The organism is Pseudomonas zanjanensis, from assembly GCF_014268745.2.
Taxonomy (GTDB): domain Bacteria; phylum Pseudomonadota; class Gammaproteobacteria; order Pseudomonadales; family Pseudomonadaceae; genus Aquipseudomonas; species Aquipseudomonas zanjanensis.
Genome location: NZ_JABWRB020000002.1, coordinates 193,778 through 220,040, shown reverse-complemented (window position 1 = coordinate 220,040; position 26,263 = coordinate 193,778). Strand labels below are relative to the sequence as shown.

22 protein-coding genes and 1 pseudogene are annotated in these 26,263 nt (G+C 61.1%); 6 read left to right on the top strand and 17 right to left on the bottom strand.

Going from position 1 to position 26,263, the window contains the following annotated elements:
- Positions 1 to 59: 59 nt before the first annotated feature.
- Genes HU715_RS16765 through HU715_RS16755 form a run of 3 tightly spaced genes read left to right on the top strand, consistent with a single transcriptional unit; the run spans position 60 to position 3,215 of the window.
- Positions 60 to 296, top strand: a complete 237-nt coding sequence (locus HU715_RS16765; RefSeq protein WP_186708979.1) for a PP0621 family protein — start codon at positions 60 to 62, stop codon at positions 294 to 296.
- Positions 286 to 1,875 (top strand): two-component system sensor histidine kinase NtrB, encoded by a 1,590-nt coding sequence (locus HU715_RS16760; RefSeq protein ID WP_186708978.1) that lies wholly within the window; start codon positions 286 to 288, stop codon positions 1,873 to 1,875. The genes HU715_RS16765 and HU715_RS16760 overlap by 11 nt, the downstream gene beginning before the upstream one ends.
- Positions 1,872 to 3,215 (top strand): sigma-54-dependent transcriptional regulator, encoded by a 1,344-nt coding sequence (locus tag HU715_RS16755; RefSeq protein WP_186708976.1) that lies wholly within the window; start codon positions 1,872 to 1,874, stop codon positions 3,213 to 3,215. The genes HU715_RS16760 and HU715_RS16755 overlap by 4 nt, the downstream gene beginning before the upstream one ends.
- A gap of 186 nt (positions 3,216 to 3,401) precedes the next feature.
- Here the strand turns inward: HU715_RS16755 and HU715_RS16750 are convergent.
- Positions 3,402 to 3,768: pseudogene (locus tag HU715_RS16750) on the bottom strand (DUF6124 family protein).
- A gap of 442 nt (positions 3,769 to 4,210) precedes the next feature.
- Between HU715_RS16750 and HU715_RS16745 the strand changes: the two are divergent.
- Positions 4,211 to 5,641 (top strand): IS1182 family transposase, encoded by a 1,431-nt coding sequence (locus HU715_RS16745; protein WP_186710878.1) that lies wholly within the window; start codon positions 4,211 to 4,213, stop codon positions 5,639 to 5,641.
- Positions 5,642 to 6,613: 972 nt separating this feature from the next.
- On the opposite strand, the gene thiO is transcribed toward HU715_RS16745, so the two are convergent.
- Genes thiO through HU715_RS16710 form a run of 7 tightly spaced genes read right to left on the bottom strand, consistent with a single transcriptional unit; the run spans position 6,614 to position 13,391 of the window.
- On the bottom strand, positions 6,614 to 7,714 hold the full coding sequence (thiO, locus tag HU715_RS16740) for a glycine oxidase ThiO (RefSeq protein WP_186709854.1): 1,101 nt from the start codon (positions 7,712 to 7,714) through the stop codon (positions 6,614 to 6,616).
- 55 nt (positions 7,715 to 7,769) lie between these two features.
- Positions 7,770 to 8,168, bottom strand: coding sequence for a type IV pilin protein (locus HU715_RS16735; RefSeq protein ID WP_186709852.1), 399 nt, complete (start codon positions 8,166 to 8,168; stop codon positions 7,770 to 7,772).
- Positions 8,169 to 8,179: 11 nt separating this feature from the next.
- The gene (locus HU715_RS16730) at positions 8,180 to 11,281 is read right to left on the bottom strand and encodes a pilus assembly protein (protein ID WP_186709850.1); all 3,102 of its coding nucleotides are present in this window, start codon (positions 11,279 to 11,281) and stop codon (positions 8,180 to 8,182) included.
- Positions 11,268 to 11,747, bottom strand: coding sequence for a pilus assembly PilX family protein (locus tag HU715_RS16725; RefSeq protein ID WP_437182514.1), 480 nt, complete (start codon positions 11,745 to 11,747; stop codon positions 11,268 to 11,270). Before HU715_RS16725 ends, HU715_RS16730 begins: the two co-directional genes overlap by 14 nt.
- Positions 11,748 to 11,752: 5 nt before the next feature.
- Positions 11,753 to 12,466 (bottom strand): PilW family protein, encoded by a 714-nt coding sequence (locus HU715_RS16720; RefSeq protein WP_186709846.1) that lies wholly within the window; start codon positions 12,464 to 12,466, stop codon positions 11,753 to 11,755.
- On the bottom strand, positions 12,463 to 12,924 hold the full coding sequence (pilV, locus tag HU715_RS16715; RefSeq protein ID WP_186709844.1) for a type IV pilus modification protein PilV: 462 nt from the start codon (positions 12,922 to 12,924) through the stop codon (positions 12,463 to 12,465). Before pilV ends, HU715_RS16720 begins: the two co-directional genes overlap by 4 nt.
- A complete protein-coding gene (locus HU715_RS16710; protein WP_186709842.1) occupies positions 12,921 to 13,391 on the bottom strand; it encodes a GspH/FimT family pseudopilin in 471 nt (156 codons plus the stop codon). Before HU715_RS16710 ends, pilV begins: the two co-directional genes overlap by 4 nt.
- Before the next feature lie 128 nt (positions 13,392 to 13,519).
- Between HU715_RS16710 and HU715_RS16705 the strand changes: the two genes are divergently transcribed.
- On the top strand, positions 13,520 to 14,059 hold the full coding sequence (locus HU715_RS16705; RefSeq protein ID WP_186709858.1) for a GspH/FimT family pseudopilin: 540 nt from the start codon (positions 13,520 to 13,522) through the stop codon (positions 14,057 to 14,059).
- Here the strand turns inward: HU715_RS16705 and ispH are convergent.
- The 6 genes from ispH to murJ all read right to left on the bottom strand — a co-directional run bounded on the left by ispH (position 14,013) and on the right by murJ (position 21,529).
- Complete coding sequence (ispH, locus tag HU715_RS16700; protein ID WP_186709841.1) at positions 14,013 to 14,960, bottom strand: 4-hydroxy-3-methylbut-2-enyl diphosphate reductase; 948 nt, start codon at positions 14,958 to 14,960, stop codon at positions 14,013 to 14,015. The genes HU715_RS16705 and ispH overlap by 47 nt on opposite strands.
- A 182-nt stretch (positions 14,961 to 15,142) precedes the next feature.
- Positions 15,143 to 15,580, bottom strand: coding sequence for an FKBP-type peptidyl-prolyl cis-trans isomerase (gene fkpB / locus HU715_RS16695; RefSeq protein ID WP_186709838.1), 438 nt, complete (start codon positions 15,578 to 15,580; stop codon positions 15,143 to 15,145).
- The gene (gene lspA, locus HU715_RS16690) at positions 15,573 to 16,085 is read right to left on the bottom strand and encodes a signal peptidase II (RefSeq protein ID WP_186709836.1); all 513 of its coding nucleotides are present in this window, start codon (positions 16,083 to 16,085) and stop codon (positions 15,573 to 15,575) included. Before lspA ends, fkpB begins: the two co-directional genes overlap by 8 nt.
- On the bottom strand, positions 16,078 to 18,909 hold the full coding sequence (gene ileS / locus HU715_RS16685; protein ID WP_186709834.1) for an isoleucine--tRNA ligase: 2,832 nt from the start codon (positions 18,907 to 18,909) through the stop codon (positions 16,078 to 16,080). Before ileS ends, lspA begins: the two co-directional genes overlap by 8 nt.
- Before the next feature lie 13 nt (positions 18,910 to 18,922).
- Positions 18,923 to 19,861: a bifunctional riboflavin kinase/FAD synthetase gene (gene ribF, locus HU715_RS16680; protein WP_186709827.1), complete on the bottom strand. Its 939-nt coding sequence runs from the start codon at positions 19,859 to 19,861 to the stop codon at positions 18,923 to 18,925.
- A 129-nt stretch (positions 19,862 to 19,990) separates the two neighbouring features.
- A complete protein-coding gene (gene murJ, locus HU715_RS16675; protein ID WP_186709825.1) occupies positions 19,991 to 21,529 on the bottom strand; it encodes a murein biosynthesis integral membrane protein MurJ in 1,539 nt (512 codons plus the stop codon).
- A gap of 254 nt (positions 21,530 to 21,783) precedes the next feature.
- Between murJ and rpsT the strand changes: the two genes are divergently transcribed.
- Positions 21,784 to 22,062 (top strand): 30S ribosomal protein S20, encoded by a 279-nt coding sequence (gene rpsT / locus HU715_RS16670; protein ID WP_003185593.1) that lies wholly within the window; start codon positions 21,784 to 21,786, stop codon positions 22,060 to 22,062.
- 230 nt (positions 22,063 to 22,292) lie between these two features.
- On the opposite strand, the gene HU715_RS16665 is transcribed toward rpsT, so the two are convergent.
- The 3 genes from HU715_RS16665 to proB all read right to left on the bottom strand — a co-directional run bounded on the left by HU715_RS16665 (position 22,293) and on the right by proB (position 26,183).
- Positions 22,293 to 24,329: a toxin-antitoxin system YwqK family antitoxin gene (locus tag HU715_RS16665; protein ID WP_186709821.1), complete on the bottom strand. Its 2,037-nt coding sequence runs from the start codon at positions 24,327 to 24,329 to the stop codon at positions 22,293 to 22,295.
- 270 nt (positions 24,330 to 24,599) lie between these two features.
- Positions 24,600 to 25,055 carry a CreA family protein gene (locus tag HU715_RS16660; RefSeq protein ID WP_003205733.1) on the bottom strand — a complete coding sequence of 152 codons (456 nt, stop codon included), beginning with the start codon at positions 25,053 to 25,055 and terminating at the stop codon, positions 24,600 to 24,602.
- 9 nt (positions 25,056 to 25,064) lie between these two features.
- Positions 25,065 to 26,183, bottom strand: coding sequence for a glutamate 5-kinase (gene proB, locus HU715_RS16655; protein ID WP_030140287.1), 1,119 nt, complete (start codon positions 26,181 to 26,183; stop codon positions 25,065 to 25,067).
- Positions 26,184 to 26,263: the final 80 nt, after the last annotated feature.

The window sequence follows — 26,263 nt, the reverse complement described above, 5'->3', positions numbered from 1 at the left end:
TGTGCGCCGTTCCTGTCCTTGGCTAAACTGCCTGATCTCTAGCCAAAAAGCCGCCCATCATGCTTCGTTTATTGATCTTGTTCGCAGTCGTTGCCTTCGCTATCTGGATCTTTCGCGGGGTGAAGAAGACCGGCGGCCGCGCGTCCCGCCCCACCCAGGAACAGGACGCACCGCCCATGGTCCGTTGCGCCCATTGCGGCGTACACCTGCCCCGTGACCGGGCACTGGCCCTCGAACAGCAATGGTATTGCAGCCAGGCTCATCTTGAGCAAGGCCCGGGCACTCGTGAGCGCTGAGGCTACAAGCCCACGCATCAAACAGGCGCAGCGCCTGCTGCGCCTCTACCACCTGTACCGCCTGAGTATCGGCATCACCCTGGTGCTGCTGATCTCCAGCAACATGGACAACCGCCTGCTGGAATACGCCAACGACGACCTGTTGCGCAGTGGCAGCTGGTTGTACCTGGTCTTGAATATCCTGCTGGTGGTGTTCCTGGAAAACACCCGCCGCCCTGCCCGGCTGTTCGGCCTGGCCCTGACCGACGTGCTGCTGCTCTCGTGGCTGTTCTTCGCCGCGGGCGGCGCCCCCAGCGCCATCGGCAACCTGATCATCGTCTCGGTGGCCATCGGCAATACGCTGCTGCGCGGCCGGATCGGCCTGTTGATCGCGGCCGTCGCCACCCTTGGCATCGTCGGTTCGAGTTTATTTCTTGGCTTGAGCGACTCGAACCGTCCCAGCAGTTACTTGCAAGCCGGCACCCTCGGGGCATTGTGTTTTGCCGCCGCGCTGCTGGTGCAGGGCCTGACCCGACGTTTGGAAGCCAGCGAAACCCTGGCCGAGCAGCGGGCCAGCGAAGTGGTCGGACTGGAAGCCCTCAATGCCCTGATCCTGCAACGCATGCGCACCGGCATCCTGGTGCTCGACCGCCAGCGTCGGGTCCAACTGGCCAACGAAAGCGCGCTGAACCTGCTGGGCATGCACGACCTGGTCGGCCAACCGATCGACGATTGCTCCAGCGCCCTGGTCGAGCGCCTGCAACTCTGGCTGAACAACCCCAGCCTGCGCCCGCCCAGCCTGACCATCAGCGGCACGGGCCTGACCCTGCAACCGAGCTTCATCGCCCTGGGCCACAACGACCAGCAGCAGATCCTGGTGTTTCTCGAAGACCTGGCCCAAGTGGCCCAACACGCCCAACAGCTCAAGCTCGCCTCCCTCGGGCGCCTGACCGCCGGTATCGCCCATGAAATCCGCAACCCCTTGGGCGCCATCAGCCACGCGGCGCAATTGCTGCGCGAATCCGAGGAACTGAACGACGCGGATCGGCGTCTGACGCAGATTATTCAAGATCACTCCCAACGAATGAATCGCGTCATTGAAAACGTCTTGCAGCTGTCTCGCCGCCAGCAAACCACACCCCAGCGCCTCGACCTGCGGACCTGGCTCGATCAGTTCGTCCGGCAGACCCGCGAAAGCATGGCCGACCACCAGCAATTGCACTTGAGCATCGACCCGGGCGACCACACCACGCTCATGGACCCCGACCAGCTCACCCAGGTGCTCGACAACCTGCTGCGCAACGCCTGGCGCCACAGCGCAATGGCCCACGAACAGGCCGAGGCCTGGCTGAAACTGTTCATCGACCCTCACAGCCAGCTGTCGACCCTGGACATCATCGACAACGGCCCCGGTGTCACGCCCGAGCAGCAGGCGCATCTGTTCGAACCCTTCTTTACCACCAGCAGCCAGGGCACCGGCCTTGGGCTCTATCTGTCCCGTGAGCTGTGCGAAAGCAACCAGGCCCGCCTAGACTTCAAACCACGCCAAGGCGGCGGCTGCTTTCGCATCACTTTTGCTCACGGACGGAAACAGATTTGAACAATCGCTCACGGCAACGAATCCTGATCGTCGATGACGAACCGGACATCCGCGAACTCCTGGACATCACCCTGGGCCGGATGAAACTCGACACCCGCAGCGCCAAGAACCTTGCCGAGGCCCAAGCCCTGCTGGCAGGGGATGCCTTCGACCTGTGCCTGACCGACATGCGCCTGCCCGACGGTACCGGCCTGGAACTGGTGCAGCACATCCAGCAACGTTATCCACAACTGCCCGTGGCGATGATCACCGCCTACGGCAGCCTGGAAACCGCCATCGACGCCCTCAAGGCCGGCGCCTTCGACTTCCTGACCAAACCGGTCGACCTGGGTCGGCTGCGGGAGCTGGTCACCAGCGCCCTGCGCCTGCCATCGGTCGCCATACCGACCAGCACCCTCGAACGCTGCCTGCTGGGCGACTCGCCCCCCATGCTCGGTGTGCGCAAGCAGATCGAGAAACTCGCTCGCAGCCAGGCCCCGGTGTACATCAGCGGAGAATCGGGCTGCGGCAAGGAACTGGTCGCCCGGTTGATCCACGAACAAGGCCCCCGTGCCAACCAGCGTTTTGTACCGGTCAACTGTGGGGCGATTCCCACGGAACTGATGGAAAGCGAGTTCTTCGGCCACCGAAAAGGCAGCTTCAGCGGCGCCATCGAAGACAAGCCTGGGCTGTTCCAGGCCGCCCATGGCGGAACCTTGTTCCTCGATGAGGTGGCCGACCTGCCCTTGGCGATGCAGGTCAAGCTGTTGCGAGCCATCCAGGAAAAGGCCGTGCGCGCCGTGGGCGGCCAGCAGGAAGAAGTGGTGGATGTGCGCATCCTCTGCGCCACCCACAAGGATCTCGACGCCGAAGTCGCCGCCGGGCGCTTTCGCCAGGATCTGTATTACCGGCTGAACGTCATCGAACTGCGCGTCCCGCCCTTGCGCGAACGCCGCGAAGACATCGAGCCCTTGGCCAACCACATGCTCCAGCGCCTGGCCAGCACCACCGGCAGCCCTGCGGCAAAGCTCCATCCGCGAGCCCTGGAAGCCCTGCAGAACTACCGTTTCCCGGGTAATGTGCGGGAATTGGAGAACATGCTTGAGCGGGCCTATACCTTGTGCGAACAGCAACTGATCGAAGCGGATGACCTGCGTCTGGCCGAGGGCAATGCGACTGAGGCGGGCAATCCCGATTTGATGCAGGTCGACAATCTCGAGGATTACCTGGAAGAGGTCGAGCGCAAGCTCATCCTCCAGGCGCTGGAGGAGACCCGCTGGAACCGCACGGCGGCGGCGCAGCGGTTGAAGTTGTCATTTCGGTCGATGCGGTATCGGTTGAAGAAGCTTGGGCTGGATTGAGCCACGGTTTCGAAGCCCACGTATTCCCCTGTGGCGAGGGAGCTTGCTCCCGCTGGGCTGCGCAGCAGCCCCAAAAGCAGCGACTCGATCACCTGATGCACCGAGGTCTCAGGTTGGGGGCCGCTTCGCGACCCAGCGGGAGCAAGCTCCCTCGCCACAGGTTCGGCGTTCGCCTTCGCAGCTCTTCTAGCCTTCCGCCACCGGCACCCGTTCGTCCAGCACTCGATTGGCCAGTAATGCACACAGTTCAATCAGCTGCTGTACCCCCAAGGCGACATGCCGTCGCGAGCCTTCAAGTTCGAAGGCCAGGTCGCTGATCGTGGCATTGGCGGAGGCCAGGGTTTCGCTGAGGTTGGTGAGGAGGCATTCGGTGTCGATGCCGTCCACTACCGTGAATAGCTGGTTTGAGGTGGGTTTCTTTTTGGGCTTCGGGTTTTGGGCCGAGGTAATAGTCGAGGGCGCGTTTGGCGGCTTCATCGAGCCCTTTCGTGTTATGGCTGGAGTCAGGAGAAGCGTTATTGGTTTCTGAAGGTGGTAGTGGTTTGTCACTCATTGCGGTACTCCAAAGAGGAAATGGATTACCAAGTTTTCGGGCCGCGACGCCCGGACGCTGAATTGGCAGCGACGGGGAAAGGTTAGCCAGGGTTCTTCCCACCCGGCAACCGCCAGAACTCGTCGGAAAATTCGGTTCGAATCGGGGTCTTGTCCGACCATTCTCACAAAGCTTGGTCGGCTGTGAGGGCGGTGTGTATATCCATTGCTGCGGTAACGGCGGCTTAGGGTTCCGCCCTTACGGCGGGTCACTTTTGAGAAGCGCAAAAGTAACCAAAACGCTTTTGCCCCACCACTCGGCACCTCGCCTAGGCTCGGTGTGCCCTCACTCCGGCATTGCTCCGTGGGCCGCCGCGAAGGGCCATCCATGGCCCAGAGTGTGTAAAAACTCCGAAGCCAACCCTTGCTATGATTTCCCCAGGACTTCATTGCAAGGGCTGCCCATGAAACGCTTCATCCAAGGTGAACACCGAGATCAAACTACCTTGCTCCCCGAGAGCTTGGACGACTACGTCAGCGATACCAATCCGGTGCGCGTTGTCGATGTCTTCGTGGATGAGCTCGACCTGATCAACTTGGGTTTTGAAAGCGCTGTCCCCGCTAAAACAGGCCGACCGGCTTATCATCCTGCAGTCATGCTGAAGATCTACATCTACGGCTATCTCAACCGTATCCAGTCAAGCCGGCGCCTTGAGCGCGAGGCGCAGCGCAACGTCGAGCTGATGTGGCTGACCGGTCGCCTGATGCCGGATTTCAAGACCATCGCCAACTTCCGCAAAGACAATGGGAAGGCCATTCGAGGAGTCTGTCGGCAGTTCGTCGTGTTGTGTCAACAACTGGGGCTCTTCTCGGAACACTTCGTTGCCATCGATGGCAGTAAATTCAAGGCGGTGAACAACCGCGACCGCAATTTTACCAGCGCCAAGCTGAAGCGTCGGATGGAAGACATCGAGTCAAGCATCGCCCGTTATCTGAAGGCCCTGGATGAGGCTGATCGGGAAGAGCCCAAGTCTTCAGGGCCCAAAGGCGGCCTGGAAGAAAAAATTGCCAAATTAAAGGAACAGATGAAGGCGCTCCAGGCGATTGAAATACAGCTTGAAGCATCGCCGGACAAACAGATCTCGCTGACCGACCCGGACGCGCGCTCGATGATGATGACGAGCGGTCATGGCATCGTGGGCTACAACGTGCAGACAGCAGTCGATACCAAACACCATTTAATCGTCGCGCACGAGGTGACCAATGTCGGTCACGACCGTGATCAGCTTAGCTCGATGGCCCAGCAAGCCCGTGAGGCGATGCAAATCGAATCGTTGTCGGTGGTGGCGGACCGAGGGTATTACAAAAGCGGAGAAATCCTGGCCTGTCACGAGGCAGGAATCACAGCTTATGTGCCGAAAACGCTGAGCTCGCGGGCCAAATTTGATGGCCGCTTCGGCAATGACGAGTTTGTTTACGACGCGGAAAAAAATGTGTACGTCTGCCCCGCCAAGCAAGTGCTGATCTGGCGCAACTTTTACGTCGACAAGGGCAAGAAGCTGGACGTTTACTGGCACTCCAACTGCAGAGCCTGCCCAACAAAGGCGCAATGCACACCGGCCAGAGAGAGAAAGATTCGGCGCTGGGAACACGAGGCGGTACTGGAGGAAATGCAGGCCCGCCTGAACAATGAGCCGCAGATGATGATCATCCGCAAGAGAACGGTCGAGCACCCCTTCGGGACGCTGAAGCAATGGATGGGGGCGACTCATTTTCTGACGCGACGGCTGGCTGGGGTGAGCACCGAAATGAGCTTGAATGTGCTCGCTTACAATTGGAAAAGAGTGATGGAAATCCTAGGTGCGCAAGGTCTGATGAAGGCGCTGACGGCCTGAAAGCCTGCGGTTTTGCCCCGTTAATCAAGCCTACTGAGCCTTGCTAGCGCTTGTAGGGGCCGTTTGGAGGTACAGGAGCGCTTTAGGTTTTTATCAGTTGGCCAACACCTGTCGGCACGACGTGCCGACGATGTTTTTATCGGTTTTTACACACTCTGGGCCCAGCGCGGCTATCCCGGCATCCATGCCGGGATGCCCACTCCACAATACCTACGTTCGGCCAGCGTGGTTTAACGGGGCGTCCGAGATCAAAGTCAAAAGCAGAGCAACAGCAACAGCAACAGCAACAGCAACAGCAACAGCAACAGCAACAGCAACAGCAACAGCAACAGCAACAGCAACAGCAACAGCAACAGAGGGATAGGCCCACATTGGTTCGAAGATGATTTACAAATTTTCTTGGCCACCTAAACCCTGTGGGAGCGAGCCTGCTCGCGAAGGCGATGTCATAGCCGATGAAGGTGCTGAATGTGCAGGCCTCTTCGCGAGCAGGCTCGCTCCCACAATTGGATCGGTGTACGAACGGAAGAATCAGGTCGGCTGTATGGCCGCCTCGCGAGCAAGCTTTGCTCCCACAGATCGGATGGGTGTACGAGCGGGAGAGCCAGGTCGGCTATAAGGCCGCCTCGGCCCGGCTTTTGATCTGGAGGCCCCTTTAACCACGATGGCCGAACGCAGGCATTGTGGAGTGGGCAACCCGGCATGGATGCCGGGTTAGCCGCGCTGGGCCATGGATGGCCCTTCGCGGCGGGCCCACGGAGCAATGCCGGAGTTGAGGGCATGCCGAGCCTAAGCGAGGCACCGAGTGGTGGGGCAAGCCTTTTTTGCTTACTTTTTTTGGCGTTTGAAAAAAAGTGAGCCGCCGTAAGGGCGGAACCCTAAGTAGCCGTTACCGCAGAAATGGATATGTACTCAATCAAACCGCCATCGCGAGCAGGCTCGCTCCCACAATTTGGATCGGATTATAAAACCTTACAACCGCCCCGCCGGCGCATACGGCGCAGGATCAATCACCGGCTCACGCCCCAACATCAAATCCGTAAACAACTGACACGAAGCCGGCGCCAACACCAACCCATTGCGATAATGCCCGCAGTTCAGCCAAAGCCCTGCAATCCCCGGCACCTCGCCGATATAGGGAATACCTTCAGGCGACCCAGGCCGCAGCCCAGCCCAATGCCCCACCACCTCGGCACCCGCCAACGCCGGAATCAGCTGCTGCGCCGAAGCCTTCAGGCTCTCCAACGCAACCTCGGTCGGGGTCTTGTCGAAGCCTTCACGCTCCAGCGTACTGCCGACCAGAATATGCCCATCACGCCGCGGGATTGCATAACGCCCCTTGGCCAGAACCATGCTCGACAGAAAATCCGACGCGCACTTGTACAAAATCATCTGGCCCTTGACCGGCTCGACCGGCAACTTCAAGCCCAAGCTCTTGAGCAACTCGCCACTCCAGGCACCGGCGGCCAGCACCACCTCATCGCCATGAATTTCACCGGCAGAACTGTGCACGCCCGCCACACGCCCACCGTCGCGAATGAACCCGCTGACTTCGCAATGCTCATGCAGCGTGACGTTCGGCATCGCCAGCAACGCAGCCTTGAGGGACTTCACCAACCGGGGATTACGCACGTTGGCCACGTCAGCCATGTAGATCGCCCGGGAAAAACCCGCGCCCAACACCGGCACCGCATCATGAACCGCCGAGATATCCACAGCCCGTAGCGGGCGCCCTTCCCGCTTGGCCCAGGCCAGCGCTTCGTCCTGGTCGTCCAGATCCAGCCAATAAAGCCCGGTCACATGCACTTGCGGGTCGATCCCGGTGGCCGCGAACAGACGCTCCCCCAACTGTGGATAAAAATCCTGTGACCAATGGGCCAGCGCCGTGACCGCCGGGCTATAGCGCCACGGGTACAACGGCGAAACGATACCGCCACCGGCCCAGGACGATTCCTGGCCGACATTGGAACGGTCCAGCAGCACCACACGTTGCCCTGCGGACGCCAGATTGAACGCCGTCAGCAGGCCGATGACTCCGCCACCGACAATCACCACTTGCTGTTGCCTGGTCATGTTCTGATTCGACTCACAAAACAAAGGGCGCAACGCGCGCCCGGATAAAAGAAACTCAGCGCCCCCAACAATCCTTGGCAGTCACCCCAGTAGCATTTTCCACGCTGCGTACGCCGGTATTGGTGATTTTGAAGTCACCGCATTTGTCCGTCGCCATGGACGAGCCGCTCTTGCGCACGGCGGTCAGGGTGAAGCTCTGGTCCGTTGGTACCAAGTTAATGGTGTAGAAATCGTTGCCGCTGCTCAGACCAGTCGCATCGGTGTAGCGGTTGTTCTTCGAATAGTAGCGCTCAAGAATTTGCGCCTGCTCCGACAAGAGCCCGGCAATTTCGGCCCGTCGGCCCTTCTTCATATACTCGGTCAGGCTCGGATAGCCGACGGTGATCACGATACCGATGATCGCGATCACGATCATGATTTCGATCAAGGTGAAACCGCGGTTGGATCTGCGCATGCCTTGCTCCCTCATTGTATTTGCCGCCACATGATACGGCGGCTGCCGCCGACGGTTTTGCCCAGCAGGTCGGTGATACCACCACCGGAGTCGTTCACGATCATATTGGTGGCCCCGTTGGCACTGACGACGGCGCTCAATGTCGGGATGCCGCCCGTGAACACCACACCAGCGGAAATGGTATCGAGGCTGGTGAGCGAACCATCGTTGTTGGTATCGAGTACCGCATAGTTGAGCATCTTACCGTTGAACGCATCCAATTCGATCAGTTTGCCGGTGCCGAAGCTGGCGCAAGGGTCAGTGGTGTCCACGGCGGCCGTGGTAAAGACCACACGCCCGAGCACCAGGCTGGCCGGGTTGATGACTCGCTCCCCGGTCAGCACGTTGTTGTACACCAAGGGCAGGTACCAGCCCTTTTGCGCAGGATACGTCACGTCGCTCTGGCTGGTGGTGACGAACTGCCCGGTGCTGCCGGAAAACACCCCGGTGATCGACTGGGCCTGCAGGCTCGACACGGTAATTTGCCCCGCGCCGCCCGTGGCGTCCCAGATCGAATAGAACGCCTGCAAATCCTTGTTGAGCTTGTCGGCTGCTTCGTTGAACTTGCCGGTTCCAAAAAACACCTGGGTGCCGCCCTGGGGATTGTCGGCCAGCAGAGGTTGCACAGTGATCGGCTGGGTCGCGCCGCCGGGGGCGGTGAACAACGGTTGCCCAGCAAACGCCAGGCCCCACGCGGTGGGTGAAGTGCCGCTGAGGTCAAACTTCCAGATCCGTCCCTTCAAGTCACCACCGTAGGCGGCCTGCACTATATTCTGCGAGTTGACCCGCAGCTTGACCGACGACAGGCCGTTATCGGTTTCGCTGCTGTTGATGACGATTTTGCGGATCAGCGAACCATCGCGGATATCCACCACGTACAACGCCGCCACACCCGTATTGCTGCCGTAGCCATTGGCGATGAACGCCGCCCAACGACCGTCCGCCAGGCGTGCGACTTCGGGGCGCGCGTAGGCATAGCCCAAGTCATTGAAGGCATTGGCCGTGTTGGCGACGGTTGGCGCACTGATTTGCCACAACGCCCGATACGCATTGCCGGCCGCCGCATCGAACAGTTGGACCGCATAGAACACCTTGCCCCCAGCCCCGGTGCCGCCCACGGCCACGGTCTTCCAGGCGCTCCCCGATTGCACGTCGAATACGCCGATCTGTCCATCCACGAGGAATTTGTGGCTCACGCCGTTGATGTAGTTGACGTCGGCAATGTCCTGCAACGAGGGCAGCACGTTCGAAGGCATGTAGGCGTAACGCCGCGTGCCGTTTGCGCTGTTGATGACACTGAAGAAACCATCGTTGCCATTCACCACCAGGCTGGTGCTCATGTTTGTCGCCTTGGTCGCCAGGTAGGCGCTGTAGCTGGTGTCGTTGAGCAGGTCCGCAGCGGTCTGGTCATTGGGCGATGCCAGCACCAACGGCGAATTGATGATGTCGCCCAATAATGCGCTGCGCACCTTCAGGCCGGTCTTGTTGACGCCCTTGCTCCACTCCACCAGGTCATTGCCGGTAATCCCCGTGGGCAGGTTCTGGCTGAGGCTGGTTTGCTGGGCCGGCGAAAAATTGCCGTAGGCCAGGGTCACCGGCACGTTGGTCGCGGTGTTCCAGGATTGATAGATCGGTGCCGTGGCACCCGGCACGATGGCGGTGTCGGTGGTCCATTGCACCGCTGCCGTATTGACCGTGCCCGCCGAGGTGAAGCCGAATGCCCGGATGGTCCCACGCCAGTCCTTGGGGTCATAGGTGGTCTGGTAGTAGCTGGACGTGCTGGACAACGTGGCGGCGTTAGTGGTGCCGCCGCCCCCGGAGCCAGCTTTGGAAGTGATATCACTCAGGGCTGACGACAGCGCCGAATTCAGGCCTTCGCTGTCGCTCGCCGGATAATACTTGCCCGCCCCGTAACGGGCTGCGTCGGACAACATCTGGTTGGTGACGGCAAATCCTACGGTATAGGTATTGAGATACTGCCGAGGAAAATCCACGCTGTTCCAGCTCTTGCCGGTGGTGTCGGTGCCGGTGGAGCGCATGTCGATGTCGAAGGCGAACTTGGCGATGTCGTCCAGGTAAAGCGTGTCGCCCTCCGCATTACCGAGAGGATCGGCGCCATCGTTGCTGCTGATGCCGTCCCAGTTCGGCAGCCGGGAAAGGCCCAGCGGGTCGTTGGTAGGAAACGTCCGGTCATAGGTGGGCAAGCCGTCGGTGACCACCACGCCGAAATTTTTCTGGCAACGGTACTGGATCGGGCTGGTGTAGGTGGCGGGCGTTCCATTGTAATAAGGCGCCATGCCCCTGAAGTAGCGGGTGACTTCGTAATAGCTCTCGGCCAAGGGGGTATTCGCAACCGCGCCCAGTCCATTGATGGCATTGATCAGGGCGCTGTAGTTGGCGTTGGCCTGGGTTTGGGTCACGCTGCCAGTGACCGGCGACAGGTCGCTGATGGCGCGAGCGATGTACCCGCCGGGGCCGGAGTTGCTGTAATTAGGTGGGTTGAAGGTAGCAAGTCCAATACGCAGGGCGCGGTTATTGGCGACCAAGTCATTGGAGACATCCCGCGCCACGTTGATTCGATAATCCGTGGGGATCGTACCTGTGGTGAAGTCGCGGCTCGAGCCGTTGGCCAGTGTCACCAGATACGCCAAGTATTTGCCGGTGTAACGGGTATCGCCGCCTCCCACAGGATCTGGCAAGCGCAGGCAGATTCGGCCGAGGCTGGGGCGATAGAAACCGTACCAGCCAGACGAGCAGCCGCCACGCAACAGGCTCAGCAACAGGATATTCGAGTCTTCCAGGTCCAGCTCATACCTGTCGTTGCAGTTGTTACTGGCGTTACATGCGTAAGTGCGCGTTTGCGTCGCCGCCGGATCGAACCCCGCCGCCCAAATGATGTTGTTCATGCTCCCCGAATCATCGATCAGCAGCATCACGTTCGGCGTGACGGCGGCCGCACTCAGCAAGGGCGAATCCGAAGGCGTGAACGCATAGGCCGGGGCCGCCAGGTAAAGGCTCAGCAACGCCCCCCACAACGCCTGCCACCTGCCGCGAAGCACCTTAGTATTTCGCATAGATGCTCTCCACCACGCTGCGCTGGTTATTGCCCACCACCGCTACCGCCGTGATCCGGTACAGCGTTGCCGACGTATTGACTGGCACATTGACCGCCGTGAGCGTCGTGCCGATGTTCTGCACGCCATAAAACCCTCCGGCGGCGGCAACCCAGAGTACTCCCGACCTTGAGTCGCGCCCCGCCACAGTCAGCGTCTTCGACTCGTCCGGTGGCGCGCACTGGGTCGCAGTGGTGCACATCGGCAATGAATACGTTTCGACCTGCACCGCGCTTTCCCCGACCCTCAGCGCCGCCTCGGCCATCTGGAAGGACTGGTTGCGCTGCATGACGCTGCTGGTCATTTTTTCCTGGAGGGTGGCGCTCTGCATCGACGACAGGCCGATCAGCGTCAGCAGCAACAGGAAAACCAGGCTGACCAGCAAGGCCATGCCACGCTGGCGATGCACGTGCCCCATCGAAGTCATCTCCTTCATAGCAGTCGGTTGCGCAAGGCGGCAACCACATTGAAGGTCTGCTCGCGCACCGTGTCCCTCGGATCAAAGAGCGTCAGGCTCAGGCGTACGCTGCGGATCAGCGCCGGGTCAGCCGGGTTGCTGGTGTAGCTCGACGCCGCGATGTCCGTCGCGCTGCCAGCCACGCCAAACATCACGTCGAACGCCCGCACATGGTCCACCAGCACGTACAGGGTCGGATTGCCGGTGCCGCTGCCCAGCATCAATTGGTTGTTATTGAAGCTGTAGATCAGTCGGCGAATCGGAAACGCCATCTGCCCCGTCGCTGGTAGCCGCGCATTGGAATAGGCCGTCGCCGAGGTACGGCAATCGGAGACGACGGTCCAGGTCGGCAAGCTACCGCCACTGCCTATGTCAGCGGTGACCAGGGTCAACCTCCGGTTGGCGTTATCCCAACGGATTGGCGTGGTCTGGCTGACAGCGAAACTGTTATCCGTTGAGGCATCGATGATGGTCGCCAAGCAACCGAACATCCCCACCATGCGAATTTCCTGGACCATTTTGCTCAAGGCAAACCGCGCGTCCTCCTGCATCACCGCGGCGGCATTCTGACTGACGTAGGTGTTTTTGGCGGCAATGAAAATCTGCACGACACCCAGGATGACGATCAGGCTGAGCACCAGCGCGATCATCAACTCGATCAGGCCAAAACCGCGACTGTGCCGGTTCATGGCGGCGTCCCCACCGGGTCAACGGCGACGCGGCTGGTCAGGACAAAGCTGCGTCGCGCCTCGGCCGCATCGGTGGTGTTGGCGGCCCGGGCGTCATCCCAGGAAATGGTGATGGTGTAGACCCGCTGGTTCAGCGCAACGGTGCCCGTGGCCGTGGCGCCGCCGAAGGCGACGATATTGGTCTGGAAATCATAAAGGTCCTGGTCGCGGGCTACGTTGAGATTCGGCGAGCTGGGCGGCGTGATGGTGTAGTCGGCGGCGGAATTGGCGCGAATGCGGTCCAGCAGGTCGTAGGCAATGAAACTGGCCTGGCTGGTCATGCGCGAGCTGTCGGTGTATTTGAGCGCATTGAGCTGGATCATCGCCGCCCCGAGCAAGCCGACGCCGAGAATCAGCACCGCCACCAGCACCTCGATCAGGGTCATGCCCCCCTGCGTCCTTTTACTGCAACCCTTCATCCGCAACTTCCCAATACGATTCGTCCATTGAGGCAAACACTCAGCGTCCTGCTCTGCGCCCCGCGTACATAATTGAAACTCACCGGCGTGGCCGGTGCCGATAGCCCGCCCAAATTGTTGAAATCAATGTTGGTCACGTCTGAGGTTAGCGTCAGAGTCGCGCCGCTGCTCATTGCTGGAACAACCCGCAATATATTGGGCGACGAGCCAGTACTGTCATACACCGTCAGGTCGCCGCTCCAGGCGCTGCCCTCGGCGGTGGGGCGAATTCGCGTGGTGATACCACGGTCGATCGCCGTCATCCGGGCAAAGTTCAGCGCCCGGCGCAAGTCGTCGATATCGGTGTCGGCCTTGGTGCTCTGCAGCGACCCGGTAAATGACGGCACCGCCATGGTGATCAGGATCAGCAGCACGCCAAGGGCCACCAGCACCTCGATCAGCGTGAAACCTTTTGTACGAAGATCCATCGGTGCCCTCCGTTGCCGTCGGCTATACCTGCTTCTACACGCTAGAACAAACCACCGCCTTTGTGTGCGGTTGTTTCGGTTTGCGGCGCCAGGAGCGCGTCGTTTTCGGACTCCAGGGAGGAGACGTCATGTATCAACAGGGCTTCAGCCTGATCGAACTGCTCATGGGACTGGCAATTGCCGCAATTGTTCTGTCGTGGGCCAGCGCGGGCTACAAAGAGCTGATCGAGTCTATCGAACGCGAGGATACCGCGCAGTTGCTGATCAGCGGGTTACGCAGCGCACGCAGCGAAGCCATCGCGCGCAACCGGACGGTCGTGCTCAGGGCGATAGACAACGATTGGGGCCGAGGCTGGCGCATCACCCTGGATGACAAGGAGAAGACCGTGCTGATGGAGCGCCGCGCAAACGTCCGGGTGGTTGGTAACCAGCCGATGAGACGCAGGGTGAGGTTCGGCAGCCAGGGGAAAGCCCTGCACCCCAGCGGCTCATTCCAGGCAGGCAGGTTGCATGTCTGCGCCAAAAGCGAGGCGATCAGCCATCATCAAGTGATATTGGCGCCCTCCGGCCGCGTCCGCCTGGAAAGCGTCGCAGTCGAAGAGCCCCTGTGCCAGAAAGGACTTAAAGCAAGGAGCGGACGCGCAACTCTTTCGGCATCGAAAACGTGATGTTCTCCTCGCGACCGGCCAACTCATCGGCACCGGTGGCACCCCAGGCCTGCAATTGCTGGATCACGCCGCGCACCAGGACTTCCGGCGCGGACGCACCTGCGGTGATGCCGATGCGCTCGACGCCCTCGAACCAGCTGCGCTGCATGTCCTCGGCACCGTCGATCAGGTAGGCCGGGGTGGACATGCGCTCGGCCAGCTCGCGCAAGCGGTTGGAGTTGGAGCTGTTCGGGCTGCCGACCACCAGCACCACATCGCATTCGTTGGCCAGTTGCTTGACCGCATCCTGGCGGTTCTGGGTGGCGTAGCAGATGTCATCCTTGCGCGGGCCGCCGATGGCCGGGAAGCGCGCACGCAGGGCGTCGATCACGCGGCTGGTGTCGTCCATGGACAGGGTCGTCTGGGTCACGAAGGCCAGGCTCTCGGGGTTGCGTACCCGCAAGGCCGCCACGTCTTCCTCGTCTTCGACCAGGTAGATCGCACCGCCGTTGCTGGCATCGTATTGGCCCATGGTGCCTTCGACTTCCGGGTGGCCTTCATGGCCGATCAGGATGCATTCGCGACCGTCACGGCTGTAGCGGGCCACTTCGATGTGCACCTTGGTCACCAATGGGCACGTCGCGTCGAACACCTTCAGGCCACGGCCGGCGGCTTCGCTGCGCACGGCCTGGGAAACCCCGTGGGCGCTGAAGATCACGATGACGTCGTCCGGCACCTGATCCAGTTCCTCGACAAAAATCGCCCCGCGACTGCGCAGGTCTTCGACGACGAATTTATTGTGGACCACTTCGTGGCGCACGTAGATCGGCGGCCCGAAGACTTCCAGGGCGCGGTTGACGATTTCGATCGCCCGGTCCACACCGGCGCAGAAGCCACGGGGGTTGGCGAGTTTGATTTGCATGCTGTGCCTCGTGTCTTGCGCGCAAGAATTGCCTGTTGATCGAACCAAGGGCTCGGAAAACAATGAAGATCCATGTGGGAGCGGGCTTGCTCGCGAAGAGGGCCTTACATTCAACATTAATGTTGGCTGACACTCCGCCTTCGCGAGCAAGCCCGCTCCCACACTAAACCGTATCCAGTCAGTTACAACGCCTTCACTTCGAGGATTTCCACCTCGAAGTTCAAGGTCTTGCCCGCCAGCGGATGGTTGAAGTCCACGGTCACCTGGGCGTCATCAAAAGCCTTCACCACGCCCGGCAATTCGGTATTGGCCGCGTCGTTGAAAATCACCAGCAGGCCCTCGGACAGCTCCATGTCCTGGAACTGGGAGCGTGGCATGGTCTGCATGTTTTGCGGGTTGGGCTGACCAAAGGCGTTTTCTGGTGGCACGACCACGGTGCGCTTGTCGCCGGCCTTGAAACCGAAGATCGCCGCTTCGAAGCCCGGCAGCAGGTTACCGTCACCGACCTTGAACACCGCCGGCGCCTTGTCGAAGGTGCTGTCGACGGTGTCGCCGTTTTCCAGGTGCAGGGCGAAGTGAAGCGTCACTTCGGTGTTTTGAGCGATACGCTGCTCAGTCATGGACGGCTTCTCCGGTTTTCTTGCTCTTGAACATATCCAGGGCGAGCATCACCGCGCCCACGCTGATGGCACTGTCGGCAAAGTTGAACGCCGGGAAATACCAGCGGTTCTGCCAATGCACCAGGATGAAATCGATGACGTGGCCCAGGGCGATGCGATCATAGAGATTGCCCAAGGCCCCACCGAGCACCAAGGCCAGCGCCACCGCCAGCCAAGTCTCATTGCGCCCCAGGCGCTTGAGCCAGACCACCAGCACGGCGCTGACCACAATGGCGATCAGGGCGAACAGCCAGCGCTGCCAGCCGGAGCTGTCGGCCAGGAAACTGAACGCCGCCCCGGTGTTGTAGGCCAGGGTCCAGCTGAAATAATCGGGAATGATCACGATCTGCTGGTACATCGTCAGCGAGTTCTCGAAGTGGTACTTGCTGGCCTGGTCGATGACCAGGACCAGCACGCTCAACCAGAGCCAGCCCAACCGCCCGAAGCGGCCCGCTGCGTTAGGCATAATGACGAACCTCGCCAGCACCACTGATGTTGTCCACGCAACGACCGCAGATTTCCGGATGCTCCGGGTTCACGCCGACGTCTTCGCGGCAGTGCCAGCAACGGGCGCACTTGGTGTGGTTCGACTTGACGATCTTCAGCTTCAGGCCGCTGACTTCAGTGGCCACCGCATCGGCCGGCGCCTGCACCAACGGCGCGACACTGGCGGTGGAGGTGATCAGCACGAAGCGCAGTTCGTTGCCCAGCTTCGCCAGGTCGGCGCCCAGGGCATCTTCGGCGTAGAGGGTCACTTCGGCCTGGAGGTTGCCGCCGACAGCCTTGGCTGCCCGCTGAATCTCCATTTCCTTGTTGACCGCAGCCTTGACTGCCATCACGCGATCCCAATACGCACGGTCCAGCTCGAAGCCTTGCGGCAGTTCGGTCAGGCCTTCATACCAGGTGTTGAGCATCACCGAGTCGTTGCGCTCGCCTGGCAGGTACTGCCACAGCTCGTCGGCGGTGAACGCCAGGATCGGCGCGATCCAGCGCACCAGGGCCTCGCTGATGTGGAACAGCGCGGTCTGGCACGAACGACGGGCCTTGCTGTTGGCGCCGGTGGTGTACTGGCGGTCCTTGATGATGTCGAGGTAGAAACCACCCAGCTCCTGCACGCAGAAGTTGTGGATCTTGGAATAGACGTTCCAGAAGCGGTATTCGCCGTAGTGCTCCTGCAATTCGCGTTGCAGCAACAGGGTACGGTCCACGGCCCACCGGTCCAGCGCGAGCATTTCTTCGGCCGGCAGCAGGTCGGTGGCCGGGTTGAAGCCGGTCAGGTTCGAAAGCAGGAAGCGCGCGGTGTTACGGATCCGCCGGTAGGCGTCCGCGCTGCGCTGCAGGATCTGCTCGGAAACGGCCATCTCGCCGGAATAGTCGGTGGACGCCACCCACAGGCGCATGATGTCGGCGCCCAGGGTGTCGTTGACCTTTTGCGGCGCGATCACGTTGCCCAGGGACTTGGACATCTTGCGGCCAGACTCATCGACGGTGAAGCCGTGGGTCAGCAGTTCGCGGTACGGCGCGTGATTGTCGATGGCGCAACCGGTCAGCAAGGACGAGTGGAACCAGCCACGGTGTTGGTCCGAGCCTTCCAGGTACAGGTCGGCGCGTGGGCCGGTCTCGTGGCCCATCGGGTGCGAACCGCGCAGCACGTGCCAGTGGGTGGTGCCGGAGTCGAACCAGACGTCCAGGGTGTCGCTGATCTTGTCGTACAGCGGTGCTTCGTCGCCCAGCAGCTCGGCGGCATCCATCTTGAACCAGGCCTCGATGCCTTCGGCTTCGACACGCTTGGCCACCGCTTCCATCAGTTCGACGGTACGCGGGTGCAACTCGCCGCTTTCCTTGTTCAGGAAGAACGGGATCGGCACGCCCCAGTTGCGCTGGCGGGAGATGCACCAGTCCGGACGGTTGGCGATCATCGAGTGCAGGCGCGCCTGGCCCCAGGCCGGCACGAACTGGGTTTCCTCGATGGCCTTGAGCGAACGCTGGCGCAGGGTGTCACCGCTGGTGGGCTGTTTGTCCATGCCGATGAACCACTGCGCGGTGGCGCGGTAGATCAGCGGGGTCTTGTGACGCCAGCAGTGCATGTAGCTGTGTTCGATGACCGTGGTGTGCAGCAGCGCACCCACTTCGGTCAGCTTGTCGACGATGGCCGGGTTGGCTTTCCAGATGAACTGGCCGCCAAAGAACTCCAGCGATGGCGCGTACACGCCATTGCTCTGCACCGGGTTGAGGATGTCGTCGTTGACCATGCCGTATTTCTTGCAGGTCACGAAGTCGTCGACGCCATAGGCCGGCGCGGAGTGAACCACGCCAGTGCCCGCGCCCAACTCCACGTAGTCGGCCAGGTACACTGGCGACAGGCGGTCATAGAACGGATGGCGGAAATTGATCAGCTCCAGCGCCGAACCCGGAGCGGTGGCGATCACCGAACCTTCGAGGTTGTAGCGGGCCAGGCAGGCTTCGACCAGTTCTTCGGCCAGCACCAGCAGCTTGTCGCCGACGTCGACCAAGGCGTAGTTGAATTCCGGGTGGACGTTCAGCGCCTGGTTGGCCGGGATGGTCCACGGGGTGGTGGTCCAGATCACGATCGATGCGGGCTTGGCCAGCTTGCCCAGGCCGAACGCGGCGGCGAGCTTGTCTTCATCGGCGATCGGGAACGCGACGTCGATGGTCGAGGACTTCTTGTTTTCGTACTCGACTTCCGCCTCGGCCAGGGCCGAACCGCAATCGAAGCACCAGTTCACCGGCTTGAGGCCCTTGAACACGAAGCCGCCCTCGACGATTTTCGCCAGGGCACGGATTTCACCGGCTTCGTTCTTGAAGTCCATGGTTTTGTACGGGTTGGCGAAGTCGCCCAGCACGCCGAGGCGGATGAATTCGGATTTCTGCCCTTCGATCTGCTCGGTGGCGTAGGCACGGCACAGCTCGCGGGTCTTGTCCGCGCCCAGGTTCTTGCCGTGGGTCACTTCGACCTTGTGCTCGATCGGCAGGCCATGGCAGTCCCAGCCCGGGACATACGGCGCATCAAAACCCGACAGGGTCTTGGAGCGGATGATCATGTCCTTGAGAATCTTGTTCAGCGCGTGACCGATGTGGATGGTGCCGTTGGCGTACGGAGGGCCGTCGTGCAGGACGAACTTCGGACGATCCTTGCCAATTTCGCGCAACTTTCCGTACAGGCCAATGCTGTCCCAACGCTGCAGAATCTGTGGTTCGCGCTGAGGCAGGCCGGCCTTCATTGGGAAGGCGGTGTCCGGAAGGTTTAGCGTGGCTTTATAGTCGGTCATTTAAGGCTCTTCATTAGCGATTGGCGCTGGTTGCGACAAGGGCACGGGCGGCGGCGATATCTGCATGGATCGCCGTCTTGAGCGCCTCCAGGGAGGCAAAACGCTGCTCTTCACGCAGCTTATGGTGGAAAACCACCGTCAAACGCCGGTCATACAGATCGCCGGCAAAATCCAGAACATGTACTTCAAGGTGGGCCTTGCCATCGCCCTGGACCGTGGGTCGCACGCCGATGTTGGCGACGCCGGGCCAGGTCTTGCCGTCGATCTCGACACTCACCAGGAACACCCCGGTCAGCGGCACACGACGGCGCTTGAGCTGCACGTTGGCCGTCGGCGTGCCCAATTGGCGCGCCAGTTTCTGCCCGTGCAGGATCCGCCCGGCAATCCGGTACGGCCGGCCGAGCAAGCGCTCGGCCAATTCGAAGTCAGCCGCCGCCAAGGCATTGCGGACCTGGGTGCTGCTGACGCGCAAGCCATCCATCTCGACGGTCTGCGCCGCTTCGACGGTGAACCCCTGGGCGATACCGGCCTGTTGCAGGTAATCGAAATCCCCGGACCGGTCGCAACCGAAACGGAAATCATCGCCGACTTCCAGATGTTTCACATCGAGACCGTCCACCAGGATGGTCTCGACGAATTCGGCGGCGCTGAGTTTGCTCAGGCGCTGGTTGAAGGCCAGGCACAGGACCCGGTCGACGCCTTCGGCGGCCAGCAGTTGCAGCTTGTCCCGCAACCGGGCCAAACGGGCCGGGGCCGTGTCCGGGGCGAAAAACTCCCGGGGCTGCGGCTCGAAGATCACCACGCAGCTGGGCACGCCCAATTCCAGCGCACGCTCGCGCAGCCGCGCCAGGATAGCCTGGTGGCCACGGTGAACACCGTCAAAGTTGCCAATAGTGGCGACACAGCCCCGATGCTGGGGGCGCAGGTTGTGGAGGCCTCGAACCAGCTGCATAACGCGCTTCTTGCTCATAAAGTGGCCGATTATAACCACACCCGGCGGCCGACGACAGGCAACACCGCACCCCAAAGTGATCGAACCGACAAAACCACTGCCCGGCCCGGGATTATCGAGGGCCCGCCCTCAGCTCAAGGCCTTGCGGTTGAAGTCGCGCAGACGGAACCCCATCAGCAGCAACATGCCGAAATACGCCACCACGCCGGCCACCACCAGGGCACCCAGGCGCAGGAAACGCTCGAGCATCTGCCCTTCGCCCCAGGCCGGCATGAAATGCATTGCCCCCAGCAACACCGCCGACATCACCGCCACGGCCACCAGCAGCTTGAGGCCGAACTTGGCCCAGCCCGGTTGTGGTTGATACATCTTCTGCTTGCGCAACTGATAGAACAGCAGCCCGGCGTTGAGGCAGGCACCGGCGCTGATCGCCAGGGCCAGGCCCGCGTGGGCCAATGGGCCGATGAGCAGCAGGTTGAACAGTTGCGTCATCACCAGGGTGAAAATGGCGATCTTCACCGGCGTGCGGATGTTCTGCTGGGCGTAGAACCCTGGGGCCAGCACCTTGATCACGATGATCCCGAGCAAGCCCACCGAGTAAGCGATCAGTGCCCGCTGAGTCATCAAGGCATCGAAGGCACTGAATTGGCCGTACTGGAACAACGAGACGGTCAACGGTTCGGCGAGGATCCCCAGCGCCAGCGCACACGGCAGCACCAGCACGAAACACAGGCGCAGGCCCCAATCGAGGATCCGCGAATATTCGTGGCGGTCCTGGCTGGCGTAGGTCTTGGCTAGGGTTGGCAGCAGGATCGTGCCCAAGGCCACGCCCAGCACACCGGATGGTAATTCCATCAAGCGATCGGCGTAGTACATCCACGACACCGAGCCGGCCACCAGGAACGAGGCAAAGATGGTGTTGATGATCAAGGAAATCTGGCTCACCGACACCCCGAGGATCGCCGGCAACATCTGCTTCATCACCCGCCACACGCCGCTGTCGCGCAGGTTCAGCCGCGGCAGCACCAGCATGCCGATCTTTTTCAGGTGCGGCAGTTGATACAACAGTTGCGCCAGGCCGCCGACCAGTACCGCCCAGCCCAGGGCCATTACCGGCGGATCGAAGTAAGGCGTCAGGAATACCGCGAACACGATCATGCTGACGTTGAGCAGGGTCGGCACAAAGGCCGGCACGGAAAAGCGGTTCCAGGTATTGAGGATCGCCCCGGCCAGGGACGACAGGGAAATCAGCAATATATAAGGAAAGGTCACCCGCAGCAGGTCAGCGGTGAGCTGGAATTTTTCCGGGGTATCGGTAAAGCCCGGCGCCGTGGCCCAGATCACCCAGGGCGCGGCGAGCATGCCGGCGGCCGTGACCAGCGCCAGCACCAAGGTCAGCAGGCCGGTGACGTAGGCAATGAATGTGCGAGTCGCCTCGTCGCCTTTCTGGCTTTTATATTCCGCCAGGATCGGCACGAAAGCCTGGGAGAACGCGCCTTCGGCGAAGATCCGCCGCAACAGGTTGGGCAGCTTGAAGGCGATGAAGAAGGCGTCGGTGGCCATCCCGGCGCCGAATATCCGTGCGATCAGCGTATCGCGAACGAACCCCAGGACGCGGGAAAGCATCGTGATAGAGCTGACGGCGGCCAACGATTTGAGCAGATTCATGAAAAGAGTTTTTGCCTGTCGATAAACAGCAGGCGAACAACGCGCCCACTTGTGCGATACTCCGCGCCGCTAAACAGTGCAGAGCCAAAGCCCGCGAGTTTACAGGTCGCACGCCGGAAAGAAATCCTTCGGTGCGCAGCACCTGCCATTCAGCGGAACGCGTCACCCGCCCTTGACAAGACTTCAACTCATCGGCATGATTCGCGGCCTATTTTGTTTGCTATTTCCCAAAAAGTCTTTCGAGGAGCTCGACGGTGGCCAACACACCTTCCGCCAAAAAACGTGCAAAACAGGCTGAGAAGCGTCGCAGCCACAACGCCAGCCTGCGTTCCATGGTCCGTACCTACATCAAGAACGTAGTCAAGGCCATCGACGCAAAAGACGCTGAAAAAGCTCAAGCTGCTTACGTTCTGGCTGTGCCAGTTATCGACCGCATGGCCGATAAAGGCATCATCCACAAGAACAAGGCTGCTCGCCATAAGAGCCGTTTGAATGGCCACGTAAAGGCCCTGAACGTTGCCGCTGCTGCCTAAGCGACGCGCTCGTTAAAAAACCGACCTCAGGGTCGGTTTTTTATTGCCTGCGATTTGCCCTCAACCAGACCACTGAACCCTGTGGGAGCGAGCTTGCTCGCGATGGCGGCGGATCAGCCAATGGAGAGGGGACGGTATCGCCGTCTTCGCGAGCAGGCTCGCTCCCACACTGGATCTGCAGCGGGCATGCATCTGGTGCCCACCACATCGATCAGGGAAGAATCAGAACCCTACTCGCCGAAATTGAACACCACCGGCTTCGGCGGAGGGCAACCTCCTGGTGGTGGGAAGTTCTGTACGCCCGCCTCGTCGTAGCCGGTGTAGCAGCCCACGATCTTGTCATCCTTGAAGGTCATGCGGCGCTCGACCACACCCGTTGGGTAGTAGTAGACCGTCTCGCCTTCGCGCTTGGCGTACGAATAGTCCTTGTGTTCGCGCCCATAGACCGTTATCAGCCGGAACCCCTGCCGAGCCTCGGAGGACTTCAACTGACCGCTGGGGTAGTACTCCTTGTGAGTCACACGATCATCAGGCCCCAGCAACACCTCCCGCACATTGCGCCCATCCTGGGTATGGCGGGCACTCTGCTCATTACCAAACAGGTAGTCACTCTCGGAATCGAAGTGGCCGTTATTGAACGCCCCGCGCTGCTTGCCGCACAGCTTGATGCGGGTGTACTTCCCATCCGGCACATGGCAATAGTTGCGGTCCGCGATCAACACCCCATTCGCGTCGAATGATTGCACGTTGCCAATGGGCTCATCCTTTTCGTACGTTGCCACCGTATCGGGCTGGCCATTGGGATGGTAGAGACGAAAGGCGCCCTCTCGCGAACCGTAACGCCAGGAGATATCCGACAGCAGCACGGCACCGTCGTCCGTGTAGGTCAGCGCCCGCCCTTCGATCTGGCCATTGGCGTAGTGGGCCGAATAGGTGAGCTTGCCATTCGCCGCATAGGTCTCTTTCAACCCATCCAACACACCCGCTCGGTAGTGCTCGACCCGCCGCAACACCCCGGCAGCATCCACTTCTCGCAACTCGCCGTGCATCTTGTCAGCGGCAAAGTCCACGGTCTGGACGCCGCCGCCCTCCACCTTCAAAGTCCAACGCCCCTCTCGGACGCCTTGCACGTAACGCCCCTCGCCCCACGGCATTTTCCAATCCCCGTGCTGTATGCCCGCCACGAAATCGCCGCGCTGGATCACCTCGCCCTGACGCACACGCTCGGAAGGCCCGTCAAAATCACCGTGCTTGTAAGTATCGAAGCCCGACATCAGCACCTCATCGTCGTACCCCTCGATCGTCCAGCGCCCCTCGTAGAAGTCATCGACGATCATGCCTTTGGAAACTGTCCCCCTATCACTGATAACCCACGGCCCCTGGCGCACCCCATCTACATAGGCGCCGGTAGACTCGTCGCCTGATGGGCCAAACTCCTTCCACTGACCCGACTTCTTGCCCTGGGCATACGAACCCAGCGCCCAGAGCTGCCTATCCCCCATGATCGCCCCCATCCCATCCTCAGAGCCTCGGTACAGCTGCGGACGGGTTTCCCAAGCCATCCGGCTGACGCTATACGCAGCCCCCACATCCTCATCCCCAGGCGACACGCGCTCATACGTCAGCGTGAGCCAGCGCCCTTCGCGCTGCTGGAAGGTCTTTTTGTAGGTGTCACGATGAGGGTCCTCTGCCGGCTGCCCCGCCGAGGCCGGGACACCGTCGACACCGAAGTAGCCCACCAGCGTACCGTCAGCGGGATTGAGCGTGTCGAATTCAACGATACCGGTCACAGGCACCACGGCGCCGTAAGCGTAAGGCGGCAACGCGCCCAGGGCCTTTTGGACAATGGCGGCATTGAGGACTTTGCGATTGGCAGCGATACGATCCAGCGCCGGCTGAAGCGTCTCGAGCCGGCGATACGTCCCGGTAGACGGCACGAACCGATAACCATGAAGGGCGTACTGCCCCTTCGCCCGGGACAGCACGACCAACGTCTGGAGATCACTGTCGAGGCTGGCATAGAACACCGACTCGACACTGGCATCGCCATACCGGTCGAGCACTTGCGGCGCGCCATCCGGCGAATCGCACAGGCATGAGTAGCCCACGACACCTTCGGCTTCGCGGATAAACGCCAGCGTCGCCCCACTCTCCTGGGAGCTTTTTATCAGGGGATGGGCCAGGGGCTTGGCGTTATAAAACGGCTCGGCCAGGGCTCCGACGGAAACAGAACAACTCAATACAAACAGCAGCAAAAACGAACGCATACGAATCCCTTCGCGCCAAAAGCACAACAACATCCATGGACATTAAAAAAGCGAGCCGATTGGCTTAATGCCCGTCAGTTAAGCGAAATAAAGCCGGGCAATCATCCCGTGGCTAGGGAGCTTGCTCCCGCTGGGCTGCGCAGCAGCCCCAAAACAGGGCCGCTTCGCGACCCAGCGGGAGCAAGCTCCCTCGCCACGGTCTGTGCGTTTCCTCGTGACATCCACTCAACTGATCGGCATTGGCCGACTGGCTCGCCCATCAGTCGATACTTAACGCCAAGGCAAGATCGGAATGGCGGTCACCGCATTTTGCGGACTGCCCTCGATCACCCGGTCGCTGTAGACCAGGTACACCAGCGTATTGCGCTTCTTATCGAGGAACCGCACCACTTGCATGGTCTTGAACACCAGCGAAGTGCGTTCGCGGAACACCTCTTCGCCGTCCTTGAGCTCACCCTTGAAGCTGATCGGCCCGACCTGGCGACAGGCGATGGACGCCTCGGCGCGATCCTCGGCCAGGCCCAGGCCGCCTTTTACACCCCCAGTCTTGGCTCGCGACAGGTAGCAGGTCACGCCATCCACCTTAGGATCGTCGAACGCCTCGACCACAATCCGGTCATTCGGCCCGACGAACTTGAACACGGTGGACACCTGACCGATTTCTTCGGCCGAAGCCAGCAGCGGCACTGCCAGCAGCAAGCCGATCAATCCTTTTGCCAAACCCATGATTTTTCCTTAGACGAGGATCAGGTTGTCACGGTGAACCAGTTCGGGCTCCGCCATGTAACCCAACAGACCGACAATCGCATCAGACGACTGACCGATGATTTTCTGCGCTTCCAGCGCGCTGTAGTTAGCCAGGCCGCGAGCGATCTCACGACCGTCCGGCGCCACGCAAACGACCATTTCGCCCCGGCGGAAACTGCCCTGGACCAACTTCACGCCCACCGGCAGCAGGCTCTTGTTGCCCTGGGACAGGGCCGATACGGCACCGGCGTCCAGCACCAGCGTGCCACGGGTTTGCAAGTGCCCAGCCAGCCACTGCTTGCGCGCCGCCAGCATGCCGCGCTCCGGGGAGAGCAAGGTGCCAATGCGTTCGCCCGACTTCAGACGATCCAGCACCCGCTCCAAGCGCCCGCCGACAATGATGGTGTGAGCGCCGGAGCGCGCCGCCAGACGCGCCGCACGCAACTTGGTCTGCATGCCGCCACGCCCCAGCGCACCGCCCGTGCCGCCCGCCACCGCATCCAGCGCCGGGTCGTCGGCACGGGCTTCGTAGATCAGCTTGGCATCGGGGTTGTTGCGCGGGTCGGCATCGAACATGCCGTCGCGATCCGTGAGGATCACCAGCAGGTCCGCCTCCACCAGGTTCGCCACCAGCGCGGCCAGGGTGTCGTTATCGCCGAAACGGATCTCGTCGGTGACCACCGTGTCGTTTTCGTTGATCACCGGGATGACTTTCAGCTCCACCAGCGCCCGCAAGGTACTGCGGGCATTGAGGTAGCGCTTGCGGTCGGACAGGTCGTCATGGGTCAGCAGGATCTGCGCCGTATGGCGGCCATGCTCGGCAAAGCTCGACTCCCAGGCCTGCACCAGGCCCATCTGGCCGATGGCGGCGGCAGCCTGCAGCTCATGCATCGCGCTGGGTCGCGACGTCCAGCCCAGGCGGCTCATACCGGCAGCCACCGCCCCGGAAGAGACCAATACCAGCTCGACGCCAGCCTCATGCAAGGCCACCATCTGCTCGACCCACACCGCCATCGCCTGGCGATCCAGGCCTTTGCCATCCGCTGTCAGCAGTGCACTGCCGATCTTCACGACCCAGCGCTGCGCACCCGTCACCTTGCTCCGCATCATCTTCAACCTTTGCCAGCGAACGGCGCGACCCAGCGCCGCCCATGGGATTATTCGTATTTGCGTTTTACAGATACCAA